The following is a 23613-nucleotide window of genomic DNA, read 5'->3' on the forward strand; positions in this document are numbered from 1 at the left end:
TACTACTAAAACTCGTTTTGTCACCTTGCTCTCCCACTGGCCGTTATGCGGTACTATTCTACCTCAAGCATTCTACCTCAAACTTTCTGACGGTTGCGCAATTATAAGGAACCAGCATGAGCACTCGAGTTATTTATCCCGGCACCTTCGATCCCATTACCAATGGGCATTTAGATTTAATTGAGCGTGCCTCACAACTGTTTGGCGAAGTAATAGTGGGCGTAGCGTTTAGCCCCAGTAAGAGACCCATGTTTGAGCTAGCAGAAAGAGTGAGCTTAATTCAGGCCGTGACGCAGCAGTTGCCTAATGTGACTGTGGTGGGTTTTTCTGGCTTGTTGATCGACTTGGCTAAAGACCATAACGCCAAGGTATTAGTACGGGGTTTACGCGCCGTGTCAGACTTTGAATATGAATTTCAGCTGGCCAATATGAATCGCCGCCTGATGCCGGAATTAGAAAGCGTATTTTTAACGCCCGCCGAAGAAAACTCTTTTATTTCTTCGACCTTAGTGAAAGAAGTAGCCATTCACGGCGGCGATATCAGCCAATTTGTACCCGACGCGGTAGCTCAAGCCGTTACGTTGAAGTTAGCCTCTAGCACCTAACTTCCAGCTAAGACCAAGAACAACCCCCAATCCATTTTTGCAACGGAAGAACACGGAATCTACGGAAAAATTAAGCTGAGATAAGATAGAAAAGTGCCAAGACCTTGTTATTGGTAAATCTAGAACCAAGCCTAAGCGGTCAGCTAAAGCGCACGGCGTCTGTAGCCTGGCGCTTTAGCTGCAAGTCCTGAGAAGCAGGATAGTTTGGTCTTACCAATTAAATCCCTTTAAGATCTGATCTCTATTTTTCCGTGCTTATCGTAAACAGAGAATGTGGGCTCCGTTGCAGATAAATCTTTAGTCTTTTTCGGGCTAGGCCTGGAATGGCCCCGAATAAGTAGACACTTCTTCAGAGTGAGGAAGTGTATGCAATACCAAACCAAACGTAAATTTAGTAATGAATTTAAGCGGGAAGCCGTTAAACCCTCTGTTTCATCACCTAAAACATTAGCTGAAATCTCCAGTGAACTAGGGGTGCATCCGAACGTATTAAGCCGTTGGCGTCGAGAGTGGATAATGGACAAACCAGATTCGAAACAGGATAAGCCCGTTAAAAATGAAGGGCCAGATAAAAGCCTGCGTCAGTTAGAGCAAGAGAATAAGCGTCTTAAGAAAAAGCTAGAGCGCGCTGAACTGGAGCTCGATATCTTAAAAAAGCTGGAAGAGTACGCTACCAAGACACGGCGATAAAATTTGCCTTCATCGACCGGTATCGCAGCATGAGCTGGACGGTACTGGTGATGTGTCGCGTACTCCAGGTATCTCGTGCGGGTTTTTATTGTTGGAAGCAGCGCCAACGACAGCCTTCGGTTCAGGCGGAGCGTCATCGCAGTCTGCTCGCCTTTTTATTGACTGAAGCTGAACAGCAACATGGTATTGCGGGTTATCGGAAATTGTGGCGCGAAGCGGTTGACCAAGGCTTTGCTTGTGGTAAGAATCAAGTGCAACGCTTATTACAGAGTGTGGGCTACCGTTCTTGTGTCGCGCCAAAGCCCGGGCACCGTAAACATAAGCCAGGCATCGCTGCGACGCCGAATCTGTTAAACCGACAGTTTACGGTTGCAGAAGAGAACCGTGTTTGGGTGTCAGATATAACTCAAATACGCTGTGAAGAAGGCTGGCTCTATCTGGCGGTGATAATCGACCTTGCTACCAGACAGGTAGTGGGCAAGGCTCAAGGGCCGGTTAATAGTGCTGAATTAGTGATTAAGGCCTTAAAGCAGGCTTGGAAGAATCAGAAGCCTGATGGCCGTGAGCTGATGTTCCACTCAGACCAGGGCAGCCAATATCATTGTATGGCGACCATGACGTGGTTGAATAAACGTAAAGTGACTATCAGCATGTCTCGCCGGGGAAACTGCTGGGATAATGCGTGTTCAGAAAGCTTTTTTGCTTTACTGAAAAAGGAATGGACCCGCCGTTTAGGGCTGTTAACTCGTAAAGAGATGGCAGAAGAAATACACTTCTACATCACGCAGTATTACCACAAAGTAAGATAACACACCGCGCAGGGAGGATTAACCCCCAACGCATATGTGCAGCAACTTAATGCTGCTTAAACGGGTGTCTACTTTAGTCGGGCCATTCCAGCCTCACACCTTACGATTCACGCCTCACCGCTTCTACCATGATAAACTAGCGGTTTTCTGAGGAATATTTTAATGCGCCTAACTATACATAACTTGAGCCAGATCCCTGAACTGCATCAAGCCCATGTAAACCTTATTTTACAAGGCCGTGACCTGCCCGAACAGGCGCAATTTTACTTGGCCACCTTTAATGACAGAGCCGTGGCGCTGGCTTGGCGTGACCAAACCGCGCTGGGGTTTATTGCCGTGCGCGATATTACGCGCCGCCGTGGCATAGGCCAAGAGCTACTGGCCCACATTAAACGGGACGCCAAGGCTCAAGGCGTAGACCAGCTCACATGTAACTCGGCTCAAGCGCCGGCAGCTCAACAAGCAGAGTTAGTGGCATTTTTACAGGCTCAAGGCTTTAACGGCCCAACAGCAATGCTAAGCTGTAATTTAGAGTAAATCCCCGCAGCGTTAAGGAGACTCCATGAAGATGAGAACCGAACATGACTCTATGGGCGAGATAGCCGTACCTGCTGACGCCCTATACGGCGCACAAACCCAAAGAGCCATTAATAATTTTCCTATTTCCGGTCAGCCTTTACCTGCTGCTTTTATTAGTGCCGTTGCCAAACTAAAAGCCGCCTGTGCTTATGCAAATGGCGAGCTTAAACGACTCGAACCAGATACCAGCGCGGCCATTATCGCCGCTGCCGATACCGTGATTGCCGGCCAGCATCCGGATGCCTTTCCTATCGATGTTTATCAAACCGGCTCTGGCACCAGTACCAATATGAACGTCAATGAAGTGTTGGCCCATTTGGCGGCGGCGCAACTAGGCAAGCCAGTCAGCGCCAATGATGATGTGAATATGGGCCAAAGCTCCAATGATGTGATCCCCTCGGCTCTGCACCTTAGCGCCGCCTTGGCGTTATCTCGCCAGCTGATGCCGGCGCTGCTGGAGCTGGAGCAAGCCATGCTCAGCAAAGGCGAGCAATTAAAAAACCAAGTCAAAACTGGCCGCACCCACTTAATGGACGCCATGCCACTGCGCTTTGATCAAGAGCTCGGCGGTTGGGCCACCCAAGTGCGCTATGCAGGTGACCGTTTAGACGGCTTGCAGAGCCGACTACAACAACTGGCGCTGGGAGCTACCGCCATTGGTACCGGCATTAATGCGGATCCCCGCCAAGCCCAACTGGCATGTAACTATCTTAATAAACGCACCGGGTTAAATTTTTGCCCCTCCGAGGATTATTTTTACAGCTTAAGCAGCCAAGATACGGCTGTTGAGCTCTCTGGCCAGCTAAAAACCTTGGCCGTAGCCTTAATGAAGATTGCCAATGATTTGCGCTGGATGAACTCAGGCCCGCTCACCGGCATTGCAGAAATTCAGCTGCCCGCGCTGCAACCCGGCTCTTCCATTATGCCGGGCAAAGTAAATCCAGTGATCCCAGAAGCCGTGGCCATGGTGGCCGCACAAGTTATAGGGCTAGATACCGCCAATACCATCGCCGGCCAGTCGGGAAATTTTCAGCTTAATGTGATGCTGCCTTTGGTGGCCAACAACCTGCTGCACATGCTAGCGCTACTCAGTAACAGCGCGCCTTTATTGGCAACCGCTATCAGCGGTTTTACCGTTAACCAAGCGCACATTGATGAGAACTTGGCCAAGAACCCCATTTTAGTTACCGCGCTTAATCCGGTGATCGGCTACGAAAAAGCAGCCAAAATCGCCAAACAGGCTTATAAAGAACAAAGACCGATTTTAGATGTGGCTCAAGAGCACACCGATCTGTCTGAAGACGAACTGCGAAAATTACTCAACCCCATGACGTTAACACGTTGAAGTAGATACTCAGTTGGACGTCAAGATTTCGCGTTAGCTCTGCGCGCTGTTGTTATGCGCCCTTATTCCGTTTTCCGAGCGTAGCGCGGCAATCCATGCTACAACGGCGCGGTACATCACTATGGATTGCCGCGTCGTTACACTCCTCGCAACGACCAAGGTTAGAGCTTGGCTCTGGCCTTTGTAGATGCTCTTTTGGACGTCATGGTTTCGCGTTAGCTCTGCGCTCTGTTGTTATGCGCCCTTATTCCGTTTTCCGAGCGTAGCGCGGCAATCCATGCTACAACGGCGCGGTACATAACCATGGATTGCCGCGTCGTTACACTCCTCGCAACGACCAAGGTTAGAGCTTGGCTCTGGACTTTTGTAGGGTCGGCTTATTTTAATAAAGAGTATTCGACCAAGCACAGCGCATTGCCTAAAGCGGTCCAATAAATTGGCCCCTAGGAAAAAACAAAAAAGGATGCCGAGGCATCCTTTATAGGTATTAGCTTATGCAGCTATCTAAGACGAGAGTAGTGTCTCGCTTGGTGCTATAAGCTTGGCGCTCGGCGCTGCACTTACAGAATAATATCCTTCAGTGACTGGCGCTTACGCGATAATATATGCGTGGAGCGAATGCGACGCACGGTGCGGGATTTACCGCGGATCACTAAGGTTTCGGTGTGCGCATAGATGCCATCACTGCTGATGCCCTCGAGCAAGTCGCCTTTGGTGATACCGGTCGCGGCAAACATCACGTTATCGGTGCGGGCCATGTCTTCCAGTTTTAGCACCTTACCCACTTCAATACCCATTTCTTCACAACGCGCAATCTCTTGCTTGCCCAGGGCGATATTTTCTTCGGTGGGCTCTTTAACTTTATAACGCGGTATCAGACGGGCTTGCATGTCGCCATCAAGCGAGCGTACGGCAGCGGCAGAAATCACGCCCTCAGGCGAGCCACCAATGCCATATAGCATGTCGACTTCGCTTTCTGGCACGCAAGCTAAAATAGAGGCCGCCACATCGCCATCTGGAATGGCAAACACGCGCACGCCTAACGCTTGCATGGTTTTAATGATTTTGTCGTGGCGCGGCTTGGCTAACGTGATCACGGTAAAGCGTGATAACGGCTTATTTAGCGCTTTGGCCACGGCCTTAATGTTTTGTTCTATCGACTTGTCTAAGTCGATCACGCCTTTGGCGCCGGCGCCCACAATCAGCTTTTCCATATACATATCAGGGGCGCGTAAAAAAGCGCCCTTTTCGCCCACGGCAATCACGGCCAAGGCGTTAGGCTGACCCATGGCGGTCATGCGAGTGCCTTCGATTGGATCCACGGCGATGTCGACTTCATCACCGCCTAAACCGACTTTTTCACCGATATAAAGCATAGGCGCTTCATCAATTTCGCCTTCGCCAATAACAATTTCACCGCTAATATTAATTTCATTCAGTACATGACGCATCGCTGCCACTGCAGCGCCGTCGGCAGTATTTTTATCGCCTCTTCCCAGCCACTTATACCCGGCCAAGGCGGCCGCTTCAGTTACTCGCGAAAATTCTATGGCTAATTCACGTCTCATGAGATTTCCTACTCGTCGCTCTATGGCGAATTACTTGTCTAATATACGCTGCTGCAAGATGCGATATACGTCGGGGGTTTCTTCTTTTCCCGATACGCACACATCGAGATCATGCAGCCGGCCATCTTGAATACCGTATACCCAGCCATGCACCGATAGCGTTTGGCCTCGTTCCCATGCATGCTGCACTATGGTAGTGCGGCACAGGTTAGCAACCTGCTCAACCACGTTCAGCTCGCACAAGGCGTCTTCTCTTAGCTGATCATCTTCCACACTGAGCAGGTCTTTACGGTAACGTTGATATAAATCTTTTAAGCTGGCTAACCAATTATCAATAAGGCCTAGCTCCGCATCGCCCATGGCCGCTTTAACACCGCCACAGCCGTAGTGACCACAAATAATAATATGCTTCACTTTCAGTACTTCAACCGCATATTGTACCACCGACAAACAGTTAAAGTCGGTGTGCATCACTAGGTTTGCCACATTGCGATGCACAAATACATCGCCCGGCAGTAAGCCTGTGAGCTGGTTCGCAGGAACGCGGCTGTCTGAGCAACCAATCCACAGATATTCTGGCGCTTGTTGTAACGCTAACTTCTCGAAAAAGGCCGGATCTTCGGCTTTAATCTGCTCTGACCAGGCTTCATTATTGTCAAACAGCTGCTTTAGTATTCGCATGGGATTTCCTGCATTTTCTCTTTTTAGAATAGATTCTTGGCGGAAAAAAGGCCCTTGCGGGCCTTTTTATATGACCTAATTGTCACTTATGAATCCATGGCCATTTTCAGCTTCTTCAGCGCGCTTTTCTCCAATTGTCGGATACGCTCTGCAGATACGCCATACTCATCGGCTAATACTTGTAAGGTAATTTTTTCTTCTTCATCTAACCAGCGCGCTTGAATAATATGCTGACTGCGCTCGTCCAAGGTAGCCAAGGCGGCACGCAAGCGACGGTTACTGGTTTGTTCCCAGTTTTCGGCTTCTACCTGATGCGCCACATCCGAGCTGTTATCTTGCAAATACTGCACCGGCGAAAAGTTGGTATCCCGATCATCATCATCTGATGATAAGTCAAAGGCGGGGTCTTGCGCGCTCATGCGCGACTCCATTTCCACGACCTCGGCCGGTAATACCCCTAAGTTCTCCGCCACCATGGCGACTTCGGCTTGGTTAAACCAGCCTAAACGTTTCTTAGACTTTCTTAAGTTAAAGAATAACTTACGCTGCGCCTTGGTAGTGGCTACTTTTACTACTCGCCAGTTACGCAGCACATATTCATGAATTTCGGCTTTGATCCAATGCACCGCAAAAGAAACTAAGCGCACGCCGACCGCAGGGTCAAAGCGCTTCACGGCTTTCATGAGGCCGATATTACCTTCTTGGATCAAATCTGCTTGTGGTAAACCATAGCCGGAATAACCACGGGCAATGTGCACCACAAAACGCAGGTGAGACATGATCATCTGGCGAGCAGAAGACAAGTCACCGTCGTTAAAAAGTCGTTCGGCCAGTGATTTTTCTTGTTCGGCACTGAGCACAGGAATGGTATTGACTGCTTGGATATAAGCTTCCAAGCTACCTTGAGGAACAAGGGAAAAATCACGCTGAAAATCTGTTGTCATTACACTCGTATTCATTCTTACATGACTCCGTATAAAAACAGCGGCAGTACACACTCTAGGTTCGCGCAATATCGATTAGCGCAACTGAAACTGGATAAGCTCTGCCTAGCTGCAAAGCGGAAAATGTATTTATTAAAAACTAGAGGTCATAGCCTAGATGTCGTCATAGTGTGGCCAAAAGTGATGGCCAATAAGGCTGGCCTTATGAAGCGTATATAAGACCATATTTAGGTCATAAAGTTCAACTCGCCTGTGACACTCAGCTGGGTTCGATGGCGCGAATGTGACGGCGCACAGAAAAACCAGACGCAAACAAGCTCAGCACAGTACCGGTTAGGATCAACAGTAAGCTTTCTTCTAGGTTTAAGCCCAGTAAGTTAAAGTCACTCTGATACAAGTCGGCCAGTGAGGTGACCTTATGACTTAACCAAAACACCATCACCAAGGTTAGCCACCAAGCTAACAAGCCCCCTATAATGCCGTACCACAGGCCAACATACAAAAAAGGCCGTTGAATAAAGCGATCGGTGGCGCCCACCAGCTTCATCACTTCAATTTCATAACGACTGTTGAGAATGTTTAGGCGCAGCGTATTACTGACCACCAACAAGACGCCTGCCAACAGCAAAGTCGACATGCCAATCACCGCTTGGCGCAACAAATCAACGATACCGGATAATCGGGCCAACCACGCCATATCTAGACGCGCGGTTTCCACAATCGGCTCTGCATGCATATCGGCGAGCAGCAACTCGGCGGCATCTGGGGCGCGCCCGGTCTCCGACAAGTTCAAGATTAATACCGCCGGCAGCGGATTATCCGCCAGTAAGTCTAGCGCCTCAGAAAAGCCCGCCGCCCCCTGAAAATCCTTTAAGCCTTGCTCAGCACTGATATAAGTCACGTTCGCAATATTTTCAGACTTGGCTAAGCGCTCATGCAGCTCGGTGATTTGCGCTTCGCTGGCTTGTTGCTGTAAATACAGACTGATTTGCGCCTTGCTTTGCCATACGGCACTCACCGTTTCAGTATTTTTTAATAACACATAAAAACTGGCCGGCAGCGCTAAGCTCACCCCGAGCACCGCTATGGTCATCAGTGAGCTTAACGGCGTGCGCCAAATCTCACCTAGGCTGGCAAACAGCTGGCGTGCATGATCGAGGGCATACATGCCAAAGCGCTGAAACACCGATAGTTTATGGCGGCTCATAGTTCGGCCTCCGCAACCAAGCGGCCTGCGCTTAAAGTTAAAGTGCGATGACGCTGGGCATTAATCAGCCCCGTATCGTGGGTAGCAATTAACACACTGACACCCACGCTATTAAAGGCTTCAAACAAGCGTAATATCTCCATCGATAACGCAGGATCCAAGTTACCGGTCGGCTCATCCGCCAATAATAAAGACGGCTTATTGACGATGGCGCGTGCTATGCCGACCCTTTGTTGCTCACCACCGGATAACATCAGCGGAAAGTAACGGTCTTTGCCCAGCAAGCCGACCTTATCCAACGCCGCCGATACCCGACGGCGAATATCATTATGGTTATAGCCTTCAATCACTAAGGGCAGCGCCACGTTATCAAACACGGTGCGGCCGTTAATGAGGTGATGGTCTTGAAAGATCATGCCAATGCGGCGGCGCACATAGGGGATATGACCGCGACGAATGCGGCTCACATCTTGGCCATTAAAAAATACTTGGCCATCGGTGGGCCTTTCCATCACGCTGATCAACTTGAGCAAGGTACTTTTGCCGGCACCCGAGTGCCCAGTCAAATAGGCCATCTCTCCCTTGCCAAGGTTAAAACTCACTTTTTGCAGCGCCTGAAAGCCGCCGCTGTACACCTTACTTACCTGCTCGAAGCGGATCATTTATTCATCCTGACTGAAAAGCGCATCAATAAATTCCCGGGCGACAAAGGGACGTAAGTCATCAATTTTCTCACCCACCCCAATATAGCGAATAGGAATGCCAAACTTGTCGGCCACCGCAAAAATAACCCCGCCTTTGGCGGTGCCATCCAGCTTACTTAACACAATACCGGTGATCGGCACCGCCTCATTAAAGACTTTTGCCTGACTAAGCGCATTTTGGCCGGTGCCCGCATCCAGCGTCAGCATGATTTCATGGGGAGCTGCGCCATCAATTTTTTGCATCACCCGCACCACTTTCTTCAGCTCGTCCATCAAGTGCGCTTTATTCTGCAAACGACCGGCGGTGTCGACCAGTAACACATCGACTTTGCGCGCCTTGGCCGCTTCTACTGCATCATAGATAACAGAGGCCGCATCGGCACCGGTATGTTGGGCAATCACGGGGATCTTGTTACGCTCACCCCAGATTTGTAACTGCTCCACCGCCGCCGCGCGGAAGGTATCGCCCGCCGCCAGCATTACTGACTTACCTTCAGCCTGAAACTGGCGAGCCAGCTTGCCAATGGTGGTGGTTTTACCCACACCGTTGACGCCCACCATCAAAATCACATAAGGCTTATGCTCGCTATCTATCACCAAGGGCTGCTCTACCTTGTGCAAGATGGTGGCCATTTCTTCTTTTAGTAGTTCATACAGAGCTTCACCGTCCTTCAACTGACGACGATTGGCTTGGCGCGTTAAATTATCAATAATCGAGAGCGTGGTTTCTACGCCCAAATCCGCCGTCAACAACTGAGTTTCTAGCTCTTCAAACAGCTCATCATCAATTTTTTTACCGCTGAATAGGCCAAAAAAGCCTGAGCCCAAATTTTGGCGAGTTTTCAGCAAACCACTCTTAAGGCGGGAGAAGAAACCTTGCTTTGGCGCTGCCGCAGCCAACGCTTGCGCTTCTGCTGCAAGACGCTCAGCTTCAGTTTCTTCCGCTAAACGTGCCTGCTCTGCCGCTTCAGCTTGTTCCGCTGCTTCGGCTTCTGCTGCTAAACGCGCCTGCTCTGCGGCCTCGGCTTCTGCCGCTAAACGAGCTTGTTCTGCCGCTTGTGCTTCTGCCGCTAAACGAGCTTGCTCTGCCGCTTCAGCTTCTGCCGCTAAACGCGCCTGCTCTGCCGCTTCGGCTTCTGCCACTAAACGCGCCTGTTCGGCCGCTTCGGCTGCTGCCGTCAAGCGCGCTTGTTCTGCGGCTTGTGCTGCTGCCAAGCGAGCCTGCTCTGCCGCTTCAGCTTCTGCCGCTAAACGCGCTTGTTCTGCTGCTTCGGCTTCTGCCGCCAAACGCGCCTGCTCTGCCGCCTCGGCCTCTGCTGCTAAACGCGCCTGCTCTGCCGCTTGTGCTTCTGCCGCCAAACGCGCTTGTTCTGCGGCTTGTGCTTCTTCCGCTAAACGAGCTTGCTCTGCCGCTTCAGCTTCTGCCGCTAAACGCGCCTGCTCTGCCGCTTCGGCTTCTGCCACTAAACGCGCCTGTTCGGCCGCTTCGGCTGCTGCCGTCAAGCGCGCTTGTTCTGCGGCTTGTGCTGCTGCCAAGCGAGCCTGTTCTGCCGCTTCGGCTTCTGCTGCTAAGCGAGCCTGCTCTGCCGCTTCAGCTTCTGCCGCTAAACGCGCTTGTTCTGCTGCTTCGGCTTCTGCCGCCAAACGCGCCTGCTCTGCCGCTTGTGCTTCTGCCGCCAAACGTGCTTGTGCTGCTGCCGCTAAACGCGCCTGTTCCGCCGCTTCAATTTCTGCTGCCAAACGAGCTTGTTCTGCGCCTTCGGCTGCTGTTGCTAAACGAGCTTGCTCTACCGCTGCAAATTCGTCTGCTAATCGCGCCTGTTCGGCGGCTTCTGCTTGAGCCTCTGCGGCCGCGGCCAGTGTTGCTTGCTCCGCGGCTTCGGCCTGAGCCGCTAGTCGTGCCTGCTCCGCTGCGTTAAATTCTGCAGCCAAGCGATCATGTTCAACCGCATCGGCAACTTCGGCCAACCTGGCTTGCTCTGCCGCTTCAGCTTCCAGCGCTAACCGTGCTTGCTCAGCGGCTTGTGCTAATCGAGCTTGTTCCGCTGCCTCGGCCTCTGCTGCCAAGCGAGCCTGTTCGGCGGCGTCAGCTTCTGCCTGTAGTCGTGCCTGCTCTGCGGCTTCGGCCTCGGCGGCTAAACGTGTTTGTTCTGCTGCCTGCTCTGGCGTGGGTGCTGGCTGTTCTTTATTTTTGCCAAAGCCAAACCAAGATAAAATACCTTTCTTTGCCATTATGTTATTACTCACAAATGTCGGGGGGAGATTAGAGCTGGCCGTGGCTCTGTCCCTTCTTTAGAATACACAGCACCTTGAGGGTGCAAAACCGCCTTCATACTAGCACTTTATTGAAAGACGGCGAAACGAGATGGCAAAAGCAAAACCAGTAAAAAAAGCCACAGCAGCCACCGGCCAAATTCGTTTGATTGGCGGCCAATGGCGCGGGCGTAAATTACCCGTGCTTAATAGTGAAGGCTTAAGGCCCACCACTGATCGTATTAAAGAAACTTTATTCAATTGGCTGATGTTCGATATTCGCCAATCACACTGCTTAGACTTGTTTGCAGGCAGCGGCAGCTTAGGCTTTGAAGCTTTATCGCGCGGTGCCGCCGAGGTAGTGCTAATAGAAAAAGACGCCAGTGTTGCTAAGCAATTAGTGCAAAATTTAGCGAGTTTACCCGCCGCTCCTGGCCAAGTAATACACAAAGATGCATTGGCGTTTTTGCAAACACCCGCGCGCGCCTTTGATGTGGTGTTTTTAGACCCGCCGTTTCATCAGCAGTTACTGCCCCAAGCTTGCCAGCTATTAGAAGCCAATGGCTGGCTGAGCGAAGACGCGCAAATATATATAGAGCGCGAACAGACTAGTCCTCTATTATTACCCCTTAATTGGCGGCTGTTAAAAGACAAACAGGCCGGCCAAGTGTCCTATCAACTTTATCAAAGAGAAGCTGTGCAATGAACATAATAAATCTGATGATGCGTTTGATTATGCTGCTGTTTTGGGCAGGCGTTATTTATGCCGTGGTAGGCCCAGACTTTCAGGAAGTCGGCACTATGCCCATGATTTTGGGTGTGGTGGTGCTGGTCATGCACCTCTTGCAAATGTTGATGCTAAAACAGGCATCTCAGTTTTTAGATCTGACTGCCAAAGACTATTTAGCGGTACTGGTATTCGGCTCGTTTGCCATGAATCACCACCGCGCACGCTTAAAAGAAATTTCGGAAGAGAATAAGCAGAAAAACGCACAAAACAGACAGAAAAAACAACAGTCGAAAGATTAATCGTTGGCTATGGCTTCTTGGCCACACTGCCAACAAAGCTCAAAACTGCCAGCATTGTGCTCTCCACATTGCTGGCAGTACCAAGCCGGTTTATTTTGTTGTTGGTAGTTGAGTAGAATCTGCTGAGCTTGAGCGAGGTGTGAGTGCTTAACCAATAGCGTCACTTCTATGGCATTAGCGGGTAATTCACCTAAGGCACCGGCTAGTGCTTCCCCTTGCAGTTGCACCTCAATACCCGAGACTTCTAATGCGCCTTTTAACAGGTGCGCTTCTAGGCTGTTGCCCGCCCGATAAATAGCATGCCACTGACTCATACTTACTAAACCTTACGTTAGGGTTTATTGATGTTTCGTTCGTCACGCCGCTGAACAACGAATTTAAGGCATAGAAAAGGGGGATGACTATCGTCATCCCCCTTTGGGTTGTCGTATGGCTCAAATCCCTAAACCAATGTTGCTCCCTGCACTCCTTGACATAGTACCTTATCCTTAAGGCATTTCCTCATACCGATCCATCGGCGTGTCCTGTGTCATCCTGACTGCGACTCATCCTGATTCGCATCACTCTCCATCCTAGAGGTGTCCCTTGCCGCTTCCTGCGGAATTCCTTTCGCCTTACTTAGCAAGCCTGTCTTCCTGATGGGCTTCCCTTGCTCCCTGCTAAAGTAACTATACAGTGTTTTTTACGCGTCTCAAGTTAAGAATGCGTAGTGCATTTTGCGAATATGTCACTATTTATTTTTAAGTAGTTGTTTTAAATGTGATTAATTTAAAGAGTGAGCTAATACTACTCACTAAAGCGTTATTGCACCCCGCATATTACGATATAGCGCACAGCAAGTCGGGCGGATCTCTTACAAGGATTCGCTTGATAAAAATATAGTTCCAACTGAGCGCGTCGCTTAGGATAGAGTTATCGCTTAAACAGGAGTAATTATCATGACGGCTTCACCATTACCTTCCGCTTTAGTGGACGCGCACTGGCTAGCGGCACACTTACATGATCCAAATTTAGTGGTGCTGGACGCCAGCTGGCATATGCCCGCCGCCCAACGCTCTGGCGTAAGTGAATGGCGCCAGCAGCGTATTCCCGGCGCCCGTTTTTTTGATTTTGACCAAGAGATAGCTGATAACAGTAGCTCACTGCCGCACATGCTGCCGAGTGCTGAGCAGTTTTCGCGACAAGTGTCGGCGCTGGGCATTAGCAATCACCAGCAAATAGTTATCTATGACAGCAGTGGTATTTTTGCTGCCCCCCGAGCTTGGTGGATGTTTAAGGCCATGAGCCACTCCCAAGTGGCGGTACTGGATGGTGGCTTGCCGAATTGGCTGGCACTCGATTTGCCAGTAGATAACACACCGCCCACAGCAGTGGCTGCTGGTAAATTTGAAGCCCAGCTACAAGACCACTGGCTTGTTGACGCTAATCAAGTGCAAGCGGCGCTCACGCAACCCAACCAGCAAATTTTAGATGCGCGCAGCCGTGAGCGTTTTAGCGGCCAAGCGCCCGACCCGCGCCCTGGAGTACGAGCTGGCCATATGCCAGGTGCGGCTTGTTTACCGTTTAGCGAGCTGTTGCAGCAAGGGCAATATTTACCCAAAGACCAATTAGCAGAAAAACTCGCCCCGTTATTAAGCCCTGAGCAAACGCTAATTTGTAGCTGTGGCTCTGGTGTTACCGCCGCCATTATTGCACTGGCAGCCTATCTCACCGGCCATCAAAAAATTGCGGTATACGATGGCTCTTGGACCGAATGGGGTGGCTCAGTGCAACTGCCGGTGATGACTGGCGAAGGGTGAAGGGCAACGCCGAGCAGCAAGCGCCCAGCACCAAGCTAAAAAAGAGGGTGTCTATATGTTAGCTCGACGCTTAGCGCTGCTCTTATTTTGTCTTTGCGAGCGTAGCGCGGCAATCCAGTCTTTTTCTTCCGGCTCTTAGCTTCCAGCTTTTAAGGCCTAGATTGCCGCGTCGCTACGCTCCTCGAAGACGGATTGGACGGTGTTATCTTTTAGCTCGGTGATTAGCGCTGAACTCCCGCCTCATAAACAAAAAAAGCCCGCCAAATGGCGGGCTGATAGTTTTTTAAGACTAGAGTTAAGGCGAGCGTTAAGACTTAACGCCGTCTTCTTCTGCTACTGGGCGTGCGGCCACACCCATTTTTAACGCCAACCAAATGACTAATACCAAACTTACCATCACCGAGAAGAAGTTTGTGCCCATTTCCGGAAATTCGGTACGTAACACGGCTGAGTAAGCAAACACGCCAATTAGAAAAGCGAGCAAGGTACAAAGTGGAGTGTCACCTTCCATAGGTACGGTGAGGTATTCCCGATAGAGCATACGGGCTGCCAGCACTAGCGCTATGATAGGGAAAATAGAAAACGTTAACTGGCTTACGCTTAACATCGCCAGTGTGCCATTACCGCACAAGCCAACGAGTAGCGCTAATAAGATAGGTTTGCGACGGATATTCTTAGTTACTGACATGGTCATCCTTCCTAATATAGGGCCTAAAGCCTCTTTGCTTTATTGTATGCATCTGCGCCCTTGGCAATAATTCGCAGTTGCAAGGTCATACGCTCGGCCAAAGCCGCACGCTCACTCTCGTTCATATCCAGCGCTTCTGCACCTGCACTAAATACAATGGTGACCATAGCTTGGGCCTGCATTTCCGCATAGCTTCGGCTAGTCTGTTGTTTCTCTTCTAAATAATCAGTTAATTCAGCAGTAAAGTGTTGGATCTCACGGGCTACGGCTTGACGAAATGCAGCCGAGGTCCCAGAGCGTTCACGTAGTAATAACCTAAACACATCGGGACTGCGATCGATAAACTCCATAAAAGTTTTTATCGAGATCTGGATAACACTACCACCATCGGCAATGCGTTGACGAGCTTGGCGCATCAACTGCCGTAATGTTAGGCCGCCTTCGTCGACCAAGGTCAACCCCAGCTCTTCCATATCTTTAAAGTGACGGTAAAACGACGTCGGTGCAAGACCGGCCTCACGCGCCACTTCTCTGAGACTCAGGCTCGAAAAACTGCGCTCGGCACTAAGTTGACTAAAAGCTGCATCAATTAGCGTACGACGGGTTTTTTCTTTTTGTTGAGCGCGAATACCCACAACACACCAAAATCTAACCGATTAATGAAGGGATCATACCCCTTTGTCGCGGCCCGGTCAGCTCTGTTTGGTCAGTTTTTGATTACTCTGACGATGCTCACTCTTTGTGGTTAACATTACGGTTAAAATAAAGGTCCCGATTGAAACACAACCAGCTCAACCTCCAATAAAAGTGAATCATGTAAGCTGCCAAAGATCAGACTTGCGAGCTGAGCGATTTATTTTTTACTGAAAAAGCACCGGCAATCGCCTATATTGCCTATCCAAACCCCCTCTCCTTTGACAAAAACGCTGCCCAACACTGACGCTGGCGCGATTTTAATTGGGCGGTGTATATACAAAAATTTACAGTCAGCAGGAGCAGCAAGACGTGGAAAAAAGGGCGCAATTTAGCAGCAAGTTAGGATTCGTGATGGCCGCCGCTGGCTCAGCCATTGGTGTAGGTAATATTTGGGGTTTTCCGACTCAGGCCGCCAGCAACGGCGGTGGCGCTTTTCTTTTGGTCTACCTGCTGTTTATATTTTTGCTCGGTTACCCCATGTTGGTGGCAGAAATTACTATCGGTCGCCATGGCCAAGCCAATCCCTTTCGTGCTTTGCAAACACTGACGCGCAATAAAAGCGGCAAGCTATTGGCCGGTTTGGTGGGCTTGGCCGCTATCTTGACGGTCAGTTTTATTTTTACCTTTTACGCCATCGTCTCTGGTTGGTTTGTCGCCTATGCCCTAGAGCCAGTGGCCGGCCTTATGGGTGCTGACGCAGCGGCCGCTTGGTTAACGGATTTTTCTACCGCGCGTAATTTAGTGTTTACGCTACTGTTTGCCCTGCTGAGCCTGTATGTGGTGAGCCGCGGACTAGAGCAAGGTATCGAGAAATGGTCGACACGGCTGATGCCCCTGCTGCTGCTGATGCTAGTGTTGCTTACCGGCTATATGTTATTGCAGCCTGGCGCCAGCGAAGGCTTAAAAGTGTATTTGGTGCCAGATTTTAATCGCGTACTCAACCGAGATGTGCTGATAAGTGCGCTAGGCCAAAGCTTTTTCTCATTATCCTTAGGCGCTGCGGTGATGATGCTTTATGGCTCTTATCTAAATCGCCAAGCCAACATTCCCGCACTGGCGGCACAAGTGACCTTGCTTGATACCGGCGTAGCCTTTATGGCCGGTTTGCTGATTTTACCCGCCATGTATGTGGCCCAGCATAATGGTGTGACCATCTTCGCCGAAGACGGCAGCTTAATTAGCTCAGACACCTTAGTGTTTTCGGTACTGCCGGCCTTATTTAAGACCATGGGCGCGGCGCAATATCCGGTAGCCTTGGCCTTTTTCGTGCTGATGATAGTAGCCGCCCTCACCTCGGCGATTTCTATGCTAGAGGCGCCGGTGTCTTTGGTGTTGGAGTCTTCCACATTATCACGCATCAAAGCCACTTGGTTGGTGACTGCTATCTGCACGCTATTTAGTGTGGTGATTGTGTTTAACTTTGGCAGCCTGTTTGGCTTGGTGATTACGGTGACCACCCAGTATGCCCAGCCGCTGGTGAGCATGTGTATTACTATTTATGCGGGCTGGGTGTGGCAGCGCAATGCGGTGTTAACTGAGTTACAGCAGGGTAACCCTGAGCTGGCACAAGGGCTGTTCTGGAAAATCTGGCCTTGGTACGTACGCTTCGTCTGCCCCGTATTAGTGCTAGTGGTGATAGTGCAGTCGTTTGCAGGTTAACAGACAGCGACAAACATCAAAGCCTAAGATCTATTTTTGCCACGGAAGAACACGGAACGCACGGAAGAGGTCACGTGCGACAAGGGACTAACATATTTAATGGTAAGGGCTCCCCCTGCTACCGATACAGTGTTTGGCCCTTACCATTTAAAGGTTTTATCTTGGCTTTATCTTTTTCAGACCTGATCACTATTTTTCTGTGGATTCCGTGGCGAAAGAATCTTTAAGTTCTAGTCTTTTTTAGCTAGGTGCTTGGCGCCGGGCGCTAGGCGCTATGTTTTAGCCAACTCCAGCAGGAAGGCGTATTCGCGGGCTAGTTCGTGGTAGGCCTCAAAGCGCCCAGATTTGCCGCCGTGGCCGGTGTCCATGTCGCAATGCAACAGCAATAAATTGCTGTCGGTTTTGAACTCGCGAAGTTTGGCTACCCACTTGGCGGGCTCCCAATATTGTACCTGCGAGTCGTGAAAGCCAGTGGTCACCAGCAGGTGCGGGTACGCCTGCGCCTGTACTTGGTCGTAGGGGCTGTAGGATTTAATGTAGTGATAAAACTGGGCGTCCGCAGGATTGCCCCACTCATCAAATTCGCCGGTGGTGAGCGGAATTGACTCATCCAACATGGTGGTCACCACATCCACGAAGGGCACCGCTGCCACTACTCCATGATACAAATGCGGCGCCATATTGATTACGCCCGCCACTAATAAGCCACCGGCACTGCCGCCCGCGGCGTAGACGCGAGCTTTATCGCCATAACCTTGGCTCACCAGCGCTTGGGTTACATCAATAAAATCATTAAAGCTGTTTTGCTTGCTGAGCAAGCGGCCTTGTTCATACCAATCTCGGCCCAGCTCTTCACCACCACGCACGTGCGCAATGGCATACACAAAGCCCCGATCCAGTAAGCTTAAGCGCGCCGCACTAAAGTCGGAGTCCATGCTGGCACCGTAGGCGCCATAGCCGTAGATCAGTAAAGGATTGCCGGTAGCGGCGTCTGGTCGCCCTTGTTTACTAAATAAGTCTGCTCGATACACCAGCGACACTGGCACTTGGGCGCCATCGCGCGCCGACACCCAAATGCGTTCACTGCGATAGTCGCCACTAATAAACTGCTCCCCTGCATACTCTTGTTTCAGCTCACGACGCTCTTGAGTATCCATATTGACCTCATACAAGGTCACCGGCTGCGTCATCGAGGAATAGCCATAACGCAGCCAAGGGCTGTCGGCTTCGGCGTTTACATCCAGCCAAGTGACATAAGTAGGATCGTCAAAACGAATCGCATGCTCGCTTGTTTGCTGGCCGTTAAGTGGGTGGCGATACAATTGGCGCAGCAACGTTAAGCCATGACTGCGCTCTTCTAACACCAGCCAATCTTTAAACAGCGTAAAGTCTTCTAACAAGACTTCGGTGCGGGGTGCCAGCAACGTGTGCCATTGAGTCGTATCATCAGCTATGTTGTCGGTTTGATAGAGGCCGAAGTTAACGCCGTCTTTATTAGAGCGCACATAAAACTGGTTTTGATAATGCTCCACCTCATATTCATGACCGCGCTGGCGGGCTAAAAATAGCCTGACCGGTGTGGTGGGCTCATGGGCGGAGATTAAACTGACTTCATTGGTAATGGTGCTCCAAGCGCCAATCACTACATAATCTGTCGAGCGACTTTTATAAATGCTGATATAAAAGCTCGGATCCGCCTCCTCATATACCAACACGTCTTGGGCTTGCGGCGTGCCCAAGGTATGACGATACACCCGATAAGGCAGCAGGGTTTCAGGGTCTTGGTGCACATAAAATAAGGTAAGACTGTCGTTCGCCCACACTAAGTTACCGGAGGTGTGTGCTAACACTTCGTCGTAAAGCTGACCGCTGCTCAACGATTTAAAACGAATTTGATATTCGCGGCGCGACACAAAATCTTCGGCGAAGGCCAGTATTTGCTGATTAGGGCTCACCGCTAATTGGCCTTGATCGTAATAGGCTTGGCCCTCGGCTCGCTCATTACCGTCTAGCAGCAACTCTACTTGCTCAGGCTGGCCGTCGGCATAGCGCTCAACCAGCGCATATTCAAACCCGGTTTGATAACGGCTTTGATACCAGTAGCCATTTTTTAGATAGGGCACAGAATTATCATCGGGGCGCAATCTGGCAATCATTTCTTGATACAGAGTGGCTTGTAGCTCCGCGAGCGGGGCTAATACCTGCTCGGTATGGTGATTTTCTTGCTCAAGATAAGCCAAGACTTCTGGGCTGGTGCGCTCGTCGTCGCGCAGCCAGTGATAGTGGTCAATGCGGGTATCGTTATGCTGAGTCAGGGTATAAGGAATTTTTCGAGCAAGGGGCGGCGTTACAGACACATCAAAACCTTTTTATGAGAATACGGGAGGGGTGAATCATGAGGAGTAAAGGGTGAAGAGGACGACATAACGTAAAGAGCAGACTTCGAATCTATAGATGAAGGGTTAGCATCTTATTTTTACACTTCACCCTTCACCCCTAACCTGCGTTTAAGCTACTTCTTACGCCAGCTTCCGTCGGCCAGCTGAATATAATCACCCGCTTGGGTGCGCTCAATATTGTATTGGCCGGCACGGCTTTGCACGACGGTGAGACTGGTGCCGGTGCGCTGAGCGATATCTTGATAACTGGACAAACGCTTACGATTAATGTCGTTAGCCACCGCCGTCACCTCTCCACCGCCGCGCACCACGCCTACTAAGCCATTTAATTGCTCACCCACTAAGCCTTGCTGCTTAGCCTGCTGTAAGTCGAGTGCCCAAGCTGAAACGCTTAACACTGCCGCAAACATAATGATTAACCACCGCATAGTCACTCCTTAGAACAAGTCTTTATCTTGTTCAAACAACTGTTCCAGCTCTCTATCAACCCGAACTCTAATCTCATGGTCGACTTTGACGTTCAAATTCACGGTAATGGGCTTGTCTGGCACCATTATCTCCACCCGAGGCGTACAAGCGCTCAGTAATAACAGACCGACAATGGCCGTATATTTTCTCATTTACTCGCTCTCCCCCTGAAGGCTGGCCGGCAGGCGCTCAGTTAAATCCTGAGCAAAACGCAGACTGGCTAGCAACTGTAACAGGTTTTCTTGGTGGTGATAATTGAAGTTAACGGGATGCAGCTTACCCTTAACGGGCGCTCGGCCTTGCAGGTGACTATTGATCACGGCTTCCCCGGTGCGCGCCATGGAAATGTCGGCACTCAACTTATCGTAGCGTAAGTCGCTCAACAAACCTAAGGTCAACCCCAGCGAAATATTAGCCTTACCGGTGGCAGCAAGCTGCTCGCCGGCCTGATACGAAATCCAGCCATCCTGACTCTCGGCACGCCCGTTTTTCACACTTAAACCTTGATCATAAACAAAGGGCAGTCGCCCTTTAAGACTGCCGCTACCGGTAAGACCATCCACATTGGCATAGCTCAGCAGCTTCTCGAGTGCGATATCACTAAAGTGCGCCTCACCGCTGGGTTTGGCATTAAGCGCCATCGGCGAGAGTGCGATATGGCCGTCAAACACTTGCGCCGTGAGCCCTGATAACCAAAGCCCATCCGCTTGCCAGCGCAGCGCACCGTGAATATCAGTAATAGGCACGCCCACATTTAGCCGCGCCGCCGATACCGCTTGCGGCCCATGACTTCGCAAGCCCTGCGGGCTACGCCAGCTGAGCTTAACCTTAGCCGCCAGCTCTTCCGCCAGCATGTCGCGATACTTAAGCTGGCCTTGGTTAAGCTCGGCATTCATCAGGATCGGCACCTTGGTATTGAGGAGGTTAGCCGCGCTCAATGACACCCGCAGCTGCCCCGCTTCGGTACTTAACCCCACGGGTAGTAACAACCAGTCATTTAGCCATGCCCAAGTACTGGCCGCCGACACGCTTTGCCTTGGCACGGTAAGCGCCAAGCCTTGGTCGTAGCGCCAACTGCCGGTTAATTGCAGGTCATGACTTAAATCTGCGCGCACCTTGCCCTGTAGATGAGTGAGGCTGTCACCTTGGAGTTGCAGGCTGGCCGCCGGTAAACGGCCTTTTTTCCAATTGCCTTGCTGCCAATTGACGCGGGCTTGCCAAGGTTTATCGAGCGCCAGCTCACCCTGAGGCGTCACAGTAATCTGGTTAAGGGTGAGCTCTTTCCACGTTAAGCGGGGTATGCTGAGCTGGGAGTTCGGCTGCAGTTGCCAGCCGTTAGCCGCTTGTTTCGCCGCCAGCGCTAACTGCCAATTGCCGGATAAAGGCGTGGGCAAGGCGCCCGCTACCTTGACCGTTAATGGTTGCTCAGGTTGCCAACCGCCACTTAAGCGCACCGGTTGACGCAAATTTGGCGTAAGTAGGTGCCCCGGCAACTGCCCTTGCCAGCGCCAACCTTGACGGTCAGGCGTAATATTAAGCTGGACGCTACCGGCCTCAGTCTGCCAGATCACACTCAGCTGCTGCTGTTGATGGTGCAGCTCGGCGGGCCCGCTAACGCGACCTTCGGCCAGCTGTAAGGTCAGGTTATCTATTTTAAAATCGATGGCAGGTAGCGTCAGCAGTAGCGATAAAGCATCGTTATTGGCAGGCTCGGCTTCATTATTCAGTCGACTGTGGGAGCAAGTTAAATCCAGACTTAATTCGCGCAAACGGCCCTGCACTTGGCCCTCGATTAAGCTTAAGCTCAGCTCGCGGGCGTTTTCTTTAGGGCAAGCCGGTACGCTCGCACGTTTAAGCGTGGCTCTGACTGCTAGCTCCGAGAGTAAATGGCTCGGCGATGACTTAATAGGTAGCAGCTCAGTAGATAACTGCTCAGCAGGTAAAGACTGTGCCAGCCCCACGTGAGCCGTCAACAATAAGGCGAGCGCGACGCCGGTGCGGTATATCATGAGATAACTCAAGGGCCACCTTTAGCGAATGGGCGGGTGCTGAAACGCGAACCGAATAAGTCTAAACTGAACTCAACCACTGTAAGCAAAACTCATCATAAGGGGAACCCAATGGGTAAACTTGTGTTTTGGCTCATCATTCTGATTGCTGTCGTGGTGCTGGGCCGCCGTCTAAGGGTTTATTTCTTTAATAATGCCCAAGCTCAGCACAGCGTACGGGTATTAGTGGTCGATAAGCACACTCGCGAATTTATGGGCCAAACTCGCAAGCAGCAAACCGAGATGCCGGCGCCTAAAGTGAATTATTACGTCACCTTTCGCCCGCTAGCAGGCGCGAGCGAACAAGAGTTTCAGGTTAGCCCGTCACTCTATGAGCAACTGTTACCCGCCCAAACCGGCATGTTAGTCTTTCAAGGCAGCCGTTTTATTGCCTTTGAACCCGAGGTCGCTAGCCAGGATAACGACTAAATACTTCAGTCTTACCGGCTTTGTCAAAGCTCAGCACCTCGTAAGGGGTGCCCGGAATATCCATACCGGGCGCACTTTGTGGCATACCGGGAATGGTGAGCCCACGCACCGCCGGCTTTTGCTCTAATAACTGGCGTACGTCTGCCGCCGGTACATGTCCTTCAATCACATAGCCATCAATCAAAGCCGTATGGCAAGAAGCTAGTTCTGGCTTTACGCCAGCGCGCTGTTTGATCGGCTCCATATTATCGCGGTCGATAGCCTTCACCTCAAAACCTGACTCTTGCATATGGCTAACCCAGTCTTCGCAACAACCACAAGTGGGCGATTTATAGACGGTCAGCGATGCCGCTAATACGGGAGCTGCCAGTAACGAAGCCAAGCCGCCATAGACGAGTGTTTTGAACATGTAATTATTACTCCTGATTAAATAAGTGCTGCTGGACGCTAACATAAAACGCTTTCCCGCACCTTACCTTGATGCAAAGCAGTATTTCACACTACCACAAAAGCGGTTCCTGTTATCATGGCGCCCTCGTTCGTCTTTCTTGGAGTTATTATGCCTTACGTGGCCATTAAACATGCTCACATGATGTTTGCGATTATCAGTATTACTCTCTTTATGTTGCGCGCTTGGCTAGCGGTACCCTCACCGGCTCGTATCAAGAGTAAGTTGCTAAAAATATTACCCCATATTATCGATACCCTACTGCTAGCAATGGGTGTTTGGCTGGCGGTATTAAGCAAACAGATCCCGTTCGACAATAGCCCTTGGCTCACCGCTAAGGTCATTGGCTTAGTGCTCTATATCGTAGTGGGCACCATTGCCATTAAACGCGGTAAGACGCGCAATCAACGTTTAGTAGCGACCGTGGCCTCAATTGCTATTTTCGCCTATATCTATGGCGCCGCTGTTAGTAAGTCACCGCTGTCTTGGCTGGCTCTTTAAACTGACTATTTAAAATAAGACTGGCGCTATAACAGCTCGCACAGTAAAGAATTCGCACTAAAAT

At 50.7% G+C, this 23613-nt stretch carries 24 protein-coding genes; 10 read left to right on the top strand and 14 right to left on the bottom strand.

Translation table 11 applies throughout. The annotated features are described in order from the left end of the window. Positions 1-116 precede the first annotated feature (116 nt). The 4 genes from coaD to CBP31_RS06700 all read left to right on the top strand — a co-directional run bounded on the left by coaD (position 117) and on the right by CBP31_RS06700 (position 4028). Complete coding sequence (gene coaD / locus CBP31_RS06685; RefSeq protein ID WP_087035678.1) at positions 117-605, top strand: pantetheine-phosphate adenylyltransferase; 489 nt, start codon at positions 117-119, stop codon at positions 603-605. Between the two features lie 366 nt (positions 606-971). Then, a protein-coding gene (locus CBP31_RS06690; protein ID WP_087035680.1) for an IS3 family transposase occupies positions 972-2104 on the top strand; the annotation gives its coding sequence in 2 pieces (ribosomal slippage) (positions 972-1269 and positions 1269-2104; 1134 coding nt in all). Between the two features lie 162 nt (positions 2105-2266). Further along, positions 2267-2641, top strand: coding sequence for an acetyl-CoA sensor PanZ family protein (locus CBP31_RS06695; RefSeq protein ID WP_087035682.1), 375 nt, complete (start codon positions 2267-2269; stop codon positions 2639-2641). Between the two features lie 25 nt (positions 2642-2666). After that, the gene (locus CBP31_RS06700; RefSeq protein WP_087035684.1) at positions 2667-4028 is read left to right on the top strand and encodes a class II fumarate hydratase; all 1362 of its coding nucleotides are present in this window, start codon (positions 2667-2669) and stop codon (positions 4026-4028) included. A gap of 560 nt (positions 4029-4588) precedes the next feature. Here CBP31_RS06700 and glpX read toward each other — a convergent pair. From glpX to ftsY, 6 genes are all read right to left on the bottom strand, one after another. After that, entirely contained in the window at positions 4589-5596 is a 1008-nt protein-coding gene (glpX, locus tag CBP31_RS06705; RefSeq protein WP_087035686.1) for a class II fructose-bisphosphatase, read from the bottom strand. 30 nt (positions 5597-5626) lie between these two features. Continuing rightward, complete coding sequence (gene can / locus CBP31_RS06710; protein WP_087035688.1) at positions 5627-6277, bottom strand: carbonate dehydratase; 651 nt, start codon at positions 6275-6277, stop codon at positions 5627-5629. Positions 6278-6363: 86 nt separating this feature from the next. Continuing rightward, positions 6364-7221: an RNA polymerase sigma factor RpoH gene (gene rpoH, locus CBP31_RS06715; RefSeq protein ID WP_087035690.1), complete on the bottom strand. Its 858-nt coding sequence runs from the start codon at positions 7219-7221 to the stop codon at positions 6364-6366. A gap of 259 nt (positions 7222-7480) precedes the next feature. Continuing rightward, on the bottom strand, positions 7481-8428 hold the full coding sequence (gene ftsX, locus CBP31_RS06720; protein WP_087035692.1) for a permease-like cell division protein FtsX: 948 nt from the start codon (positions 8426-8428) through the stop codon (positions 7481-7483). Then, positions 8425-9090: a cell division ATP-binding protein FtsE gene (gene ftsE / locus CBP31_RS06725; RefSeq protein ID WP_087035694.1), complete on the bottom strand. Its 666-nt coding sequence runs from the start codon at positions 9088-9090 to the stop codon at positions 8425-8427. Before ftsE ends, ftsX begins: the two co-directional genes overlap by 4 nt. Next, complete coding sequence (gene ftsY, locus CBP31_RS06730) at positions 9091-10635, bottom strand: signal recognition particle-docking protein FtsY (protein ID WP_407668795.1); 1545 nt, start codon at positions 10633-10635, stop codon at positions 9091-9093. A gap of 862 nt (positions 10636-11497) precedes the next feature. On the opposite strand from ftsY, the gene rsmD reads away from it, so the two are divergent. Continuing rightward, a complete protein-coding gene (gene rsmD / locus CBP31_RS06735) occupies positions 11498-12091 on the top strand; it encodes a 16S rRNA (guanine(966)-N(2))-methyltransferase RsmD (protein ID WP_087035696.1) in 594 nt (197 codons plus the stop codon). After that, positions 12088-12414, top strand: a complete 327-nt coding sequence (locus CBP31_RS06740; RefSeq protein ID WP_087035698.1) for a DUF1145 domain-containing protein — start codon at positions 12088-12090, stop codon at positions 12412-12414. Before rsmD ends, CBP31_RS06740 begins: the two co-directional genes overlap by 4 nt. Here CBP31_RS06740 and CBP31_RS06745 read toward each other — a convergent pair. Beyond that, positions 12411-12728, bottom strand: coding sequence for a putative signal transducing protein (locus CBP31_RS06745; protein WP_087035700.1), 318 nt, complete (start codon positions 12726-12728; stop codon positions 12411-12413). The genes CBP31_RS06740 and CBP31_RS06745 overlap by 4 nt on opposite strands. Positions 12729-13352: 624 nt before the next feature. Here CBP31_RS06745 and CBP31_RS06750 point away from each other — a divergent pair. Further along, entirely contained in the window at positions 13353-14213 is an 861-nt protein-coding gene (locus CBP31_RS06750) for a sulfurtransferase (protein WP_087035702.1), read from the top strand. Between the two features lie 307 nt (positions 14214-14520). On the opposite strand, the gene CBP31_RS06755 is transcribed toward CBP31_RS06750, so the two are convergent. Next, positions 14521-14901: a YijD family membrane protein gene (locus CBP31_RS06755; RefSeq protein ID WP_087035704.1), complete on the bottom strand. Its 381-nt coding sequence runs from the start codon at positions 14899-14901 to the stop codon at positions 14521-14523. Between the two features lie 23 nt (positions 14902-14924). Next, positions 14925-15536: an HTH-type transcriptional repressor FabR gene (gene fabR / locus CBP31_RS06760; RefSeq protein ID WP_087035706.1), complete on the bottom strand. Its 612-nt coding sequence runs from the start codon at positions 15534-15536 to the stop codon at positions 14925-14927. Between the two features lie 370 nt (positions 15537-15906). Between fabR and CBP31_RS06765 the strand changes: the two genes are divergently transcribed. Then, the gene (locus tag CBP31_RS06765; RefSeq protein ID WP_087035708.1) at positions 15907-17256 is read left to right on the top strand and encodes a sodium-dependent transporter; all 1350 of its coding nucleotides are present in this window, start codon (positions 15907-15909) and stop codon (positions 17254-17256) included. A 272-nt stretch (positions 17257-17528) separates the two neighbouring features. On the opposite strand, the gene CBP31_RS06770 is transcribed toward CBP31_RS06765, so the two are convergent. The 4 genes from CBP31_RS06770 to CBP31_RS06785 all read right to left on the bottom strand — a co-directional run bounded on the left by CBP31_RS06770 (position 17529) and on the right by CBP31_RS06785 (position 22144). Continuing rightward, positions 17529-19613, bottom strand: coding sequence for a S9 family peptidase (locus CBP31_RS06770; protein ID WP_087035711.1), 2085 nt, complete (start codon positions 19611-19613; stop codon positions 17529-17531). A gap of 155 nt (positions 19614-19768) precedes the next feature. After that, entirely contained in the window at positions 19769-20083 is a 315-nt protein-coding gene (locus CBP31_RS06775) for a YdbL family protein (protein ID WP_227875178.1), read from the bottom strand. 9 nt (positions 20084-20092) lie between these two features. Next, entirely contained in the window at positions 20093-20275 is a 183-nt protein-coding gene (locus tag CBP31_RS06780; protein ID WP_087035713.1) for a YnbE family lipoprotein, read from the bottom strand. Further along, positions 20276-22144, bottom strand: coding sequence for an intermembrane phospholipid transport protein YdbH family protein (locus CBP31_RS06785; RefSeq protein ID WP_161492510.1), 1869 nt, complete (start codon positions 22142-22144; stop codon positions 20276-20278). Positions 22145-22243: 99 nt separating this feature from the next. Between CBP31_RS06785 and CBP31_RS06790 the strand changes: the two genes are divergently transcribed. Further along, a complete protein-coding gene (locus CBP31_RS06790) occupies positions 22244-22600 on the top strand; it encodes a DUF2500 domain-containing protein (protein ID WP_087035717.1) in 357 nt (118 codons plus the stop codon). Here CBP31_RS06790 and CBP31_RS06795 read toward each other — a convergent pair. Then, complete coding sequence (locus CBP31_RS06795; protein WP_087035719.1) at positions 22581-23009, bottom strand: DUF411 domain-containing protein; 429 nt, start codon at positions 23007-23009, stop codon at positions 22581-22583. The genes CBP31_RS06790 and CBP31_RS06795 overlap by 20 nt on opposite strands. Positions 23010-23159: 150 nt before the next feature. Here CBP31_RS06795 and CBP31_RS06800 point away from each other — a divergent pair, with 150 nt between their 5' ends. After that, positions 23160-23549 (top strand): SirB2 family protein, encoded by a 390-nt coding sequence (locus CBP31_RS06800; protein ID WP_087035721.1) that lies wholly within the window; start codon positions 23160-23162, stop codon positions 23547-23549. Positions 23550-23613 lie beyond the last annotated feature (64 nt).

The organism is Oceanisphaera profunda (genome assembly GCF_002157895.1).
In the GTDB taxonomy this organism is placed as follows: domain Bacteria; phylum Pseudomonadota; class Gammaproteobacteria; order Enterobacterales; family Aeromonadaceae; genus Oceanimonas; species Oceanimonas profunda.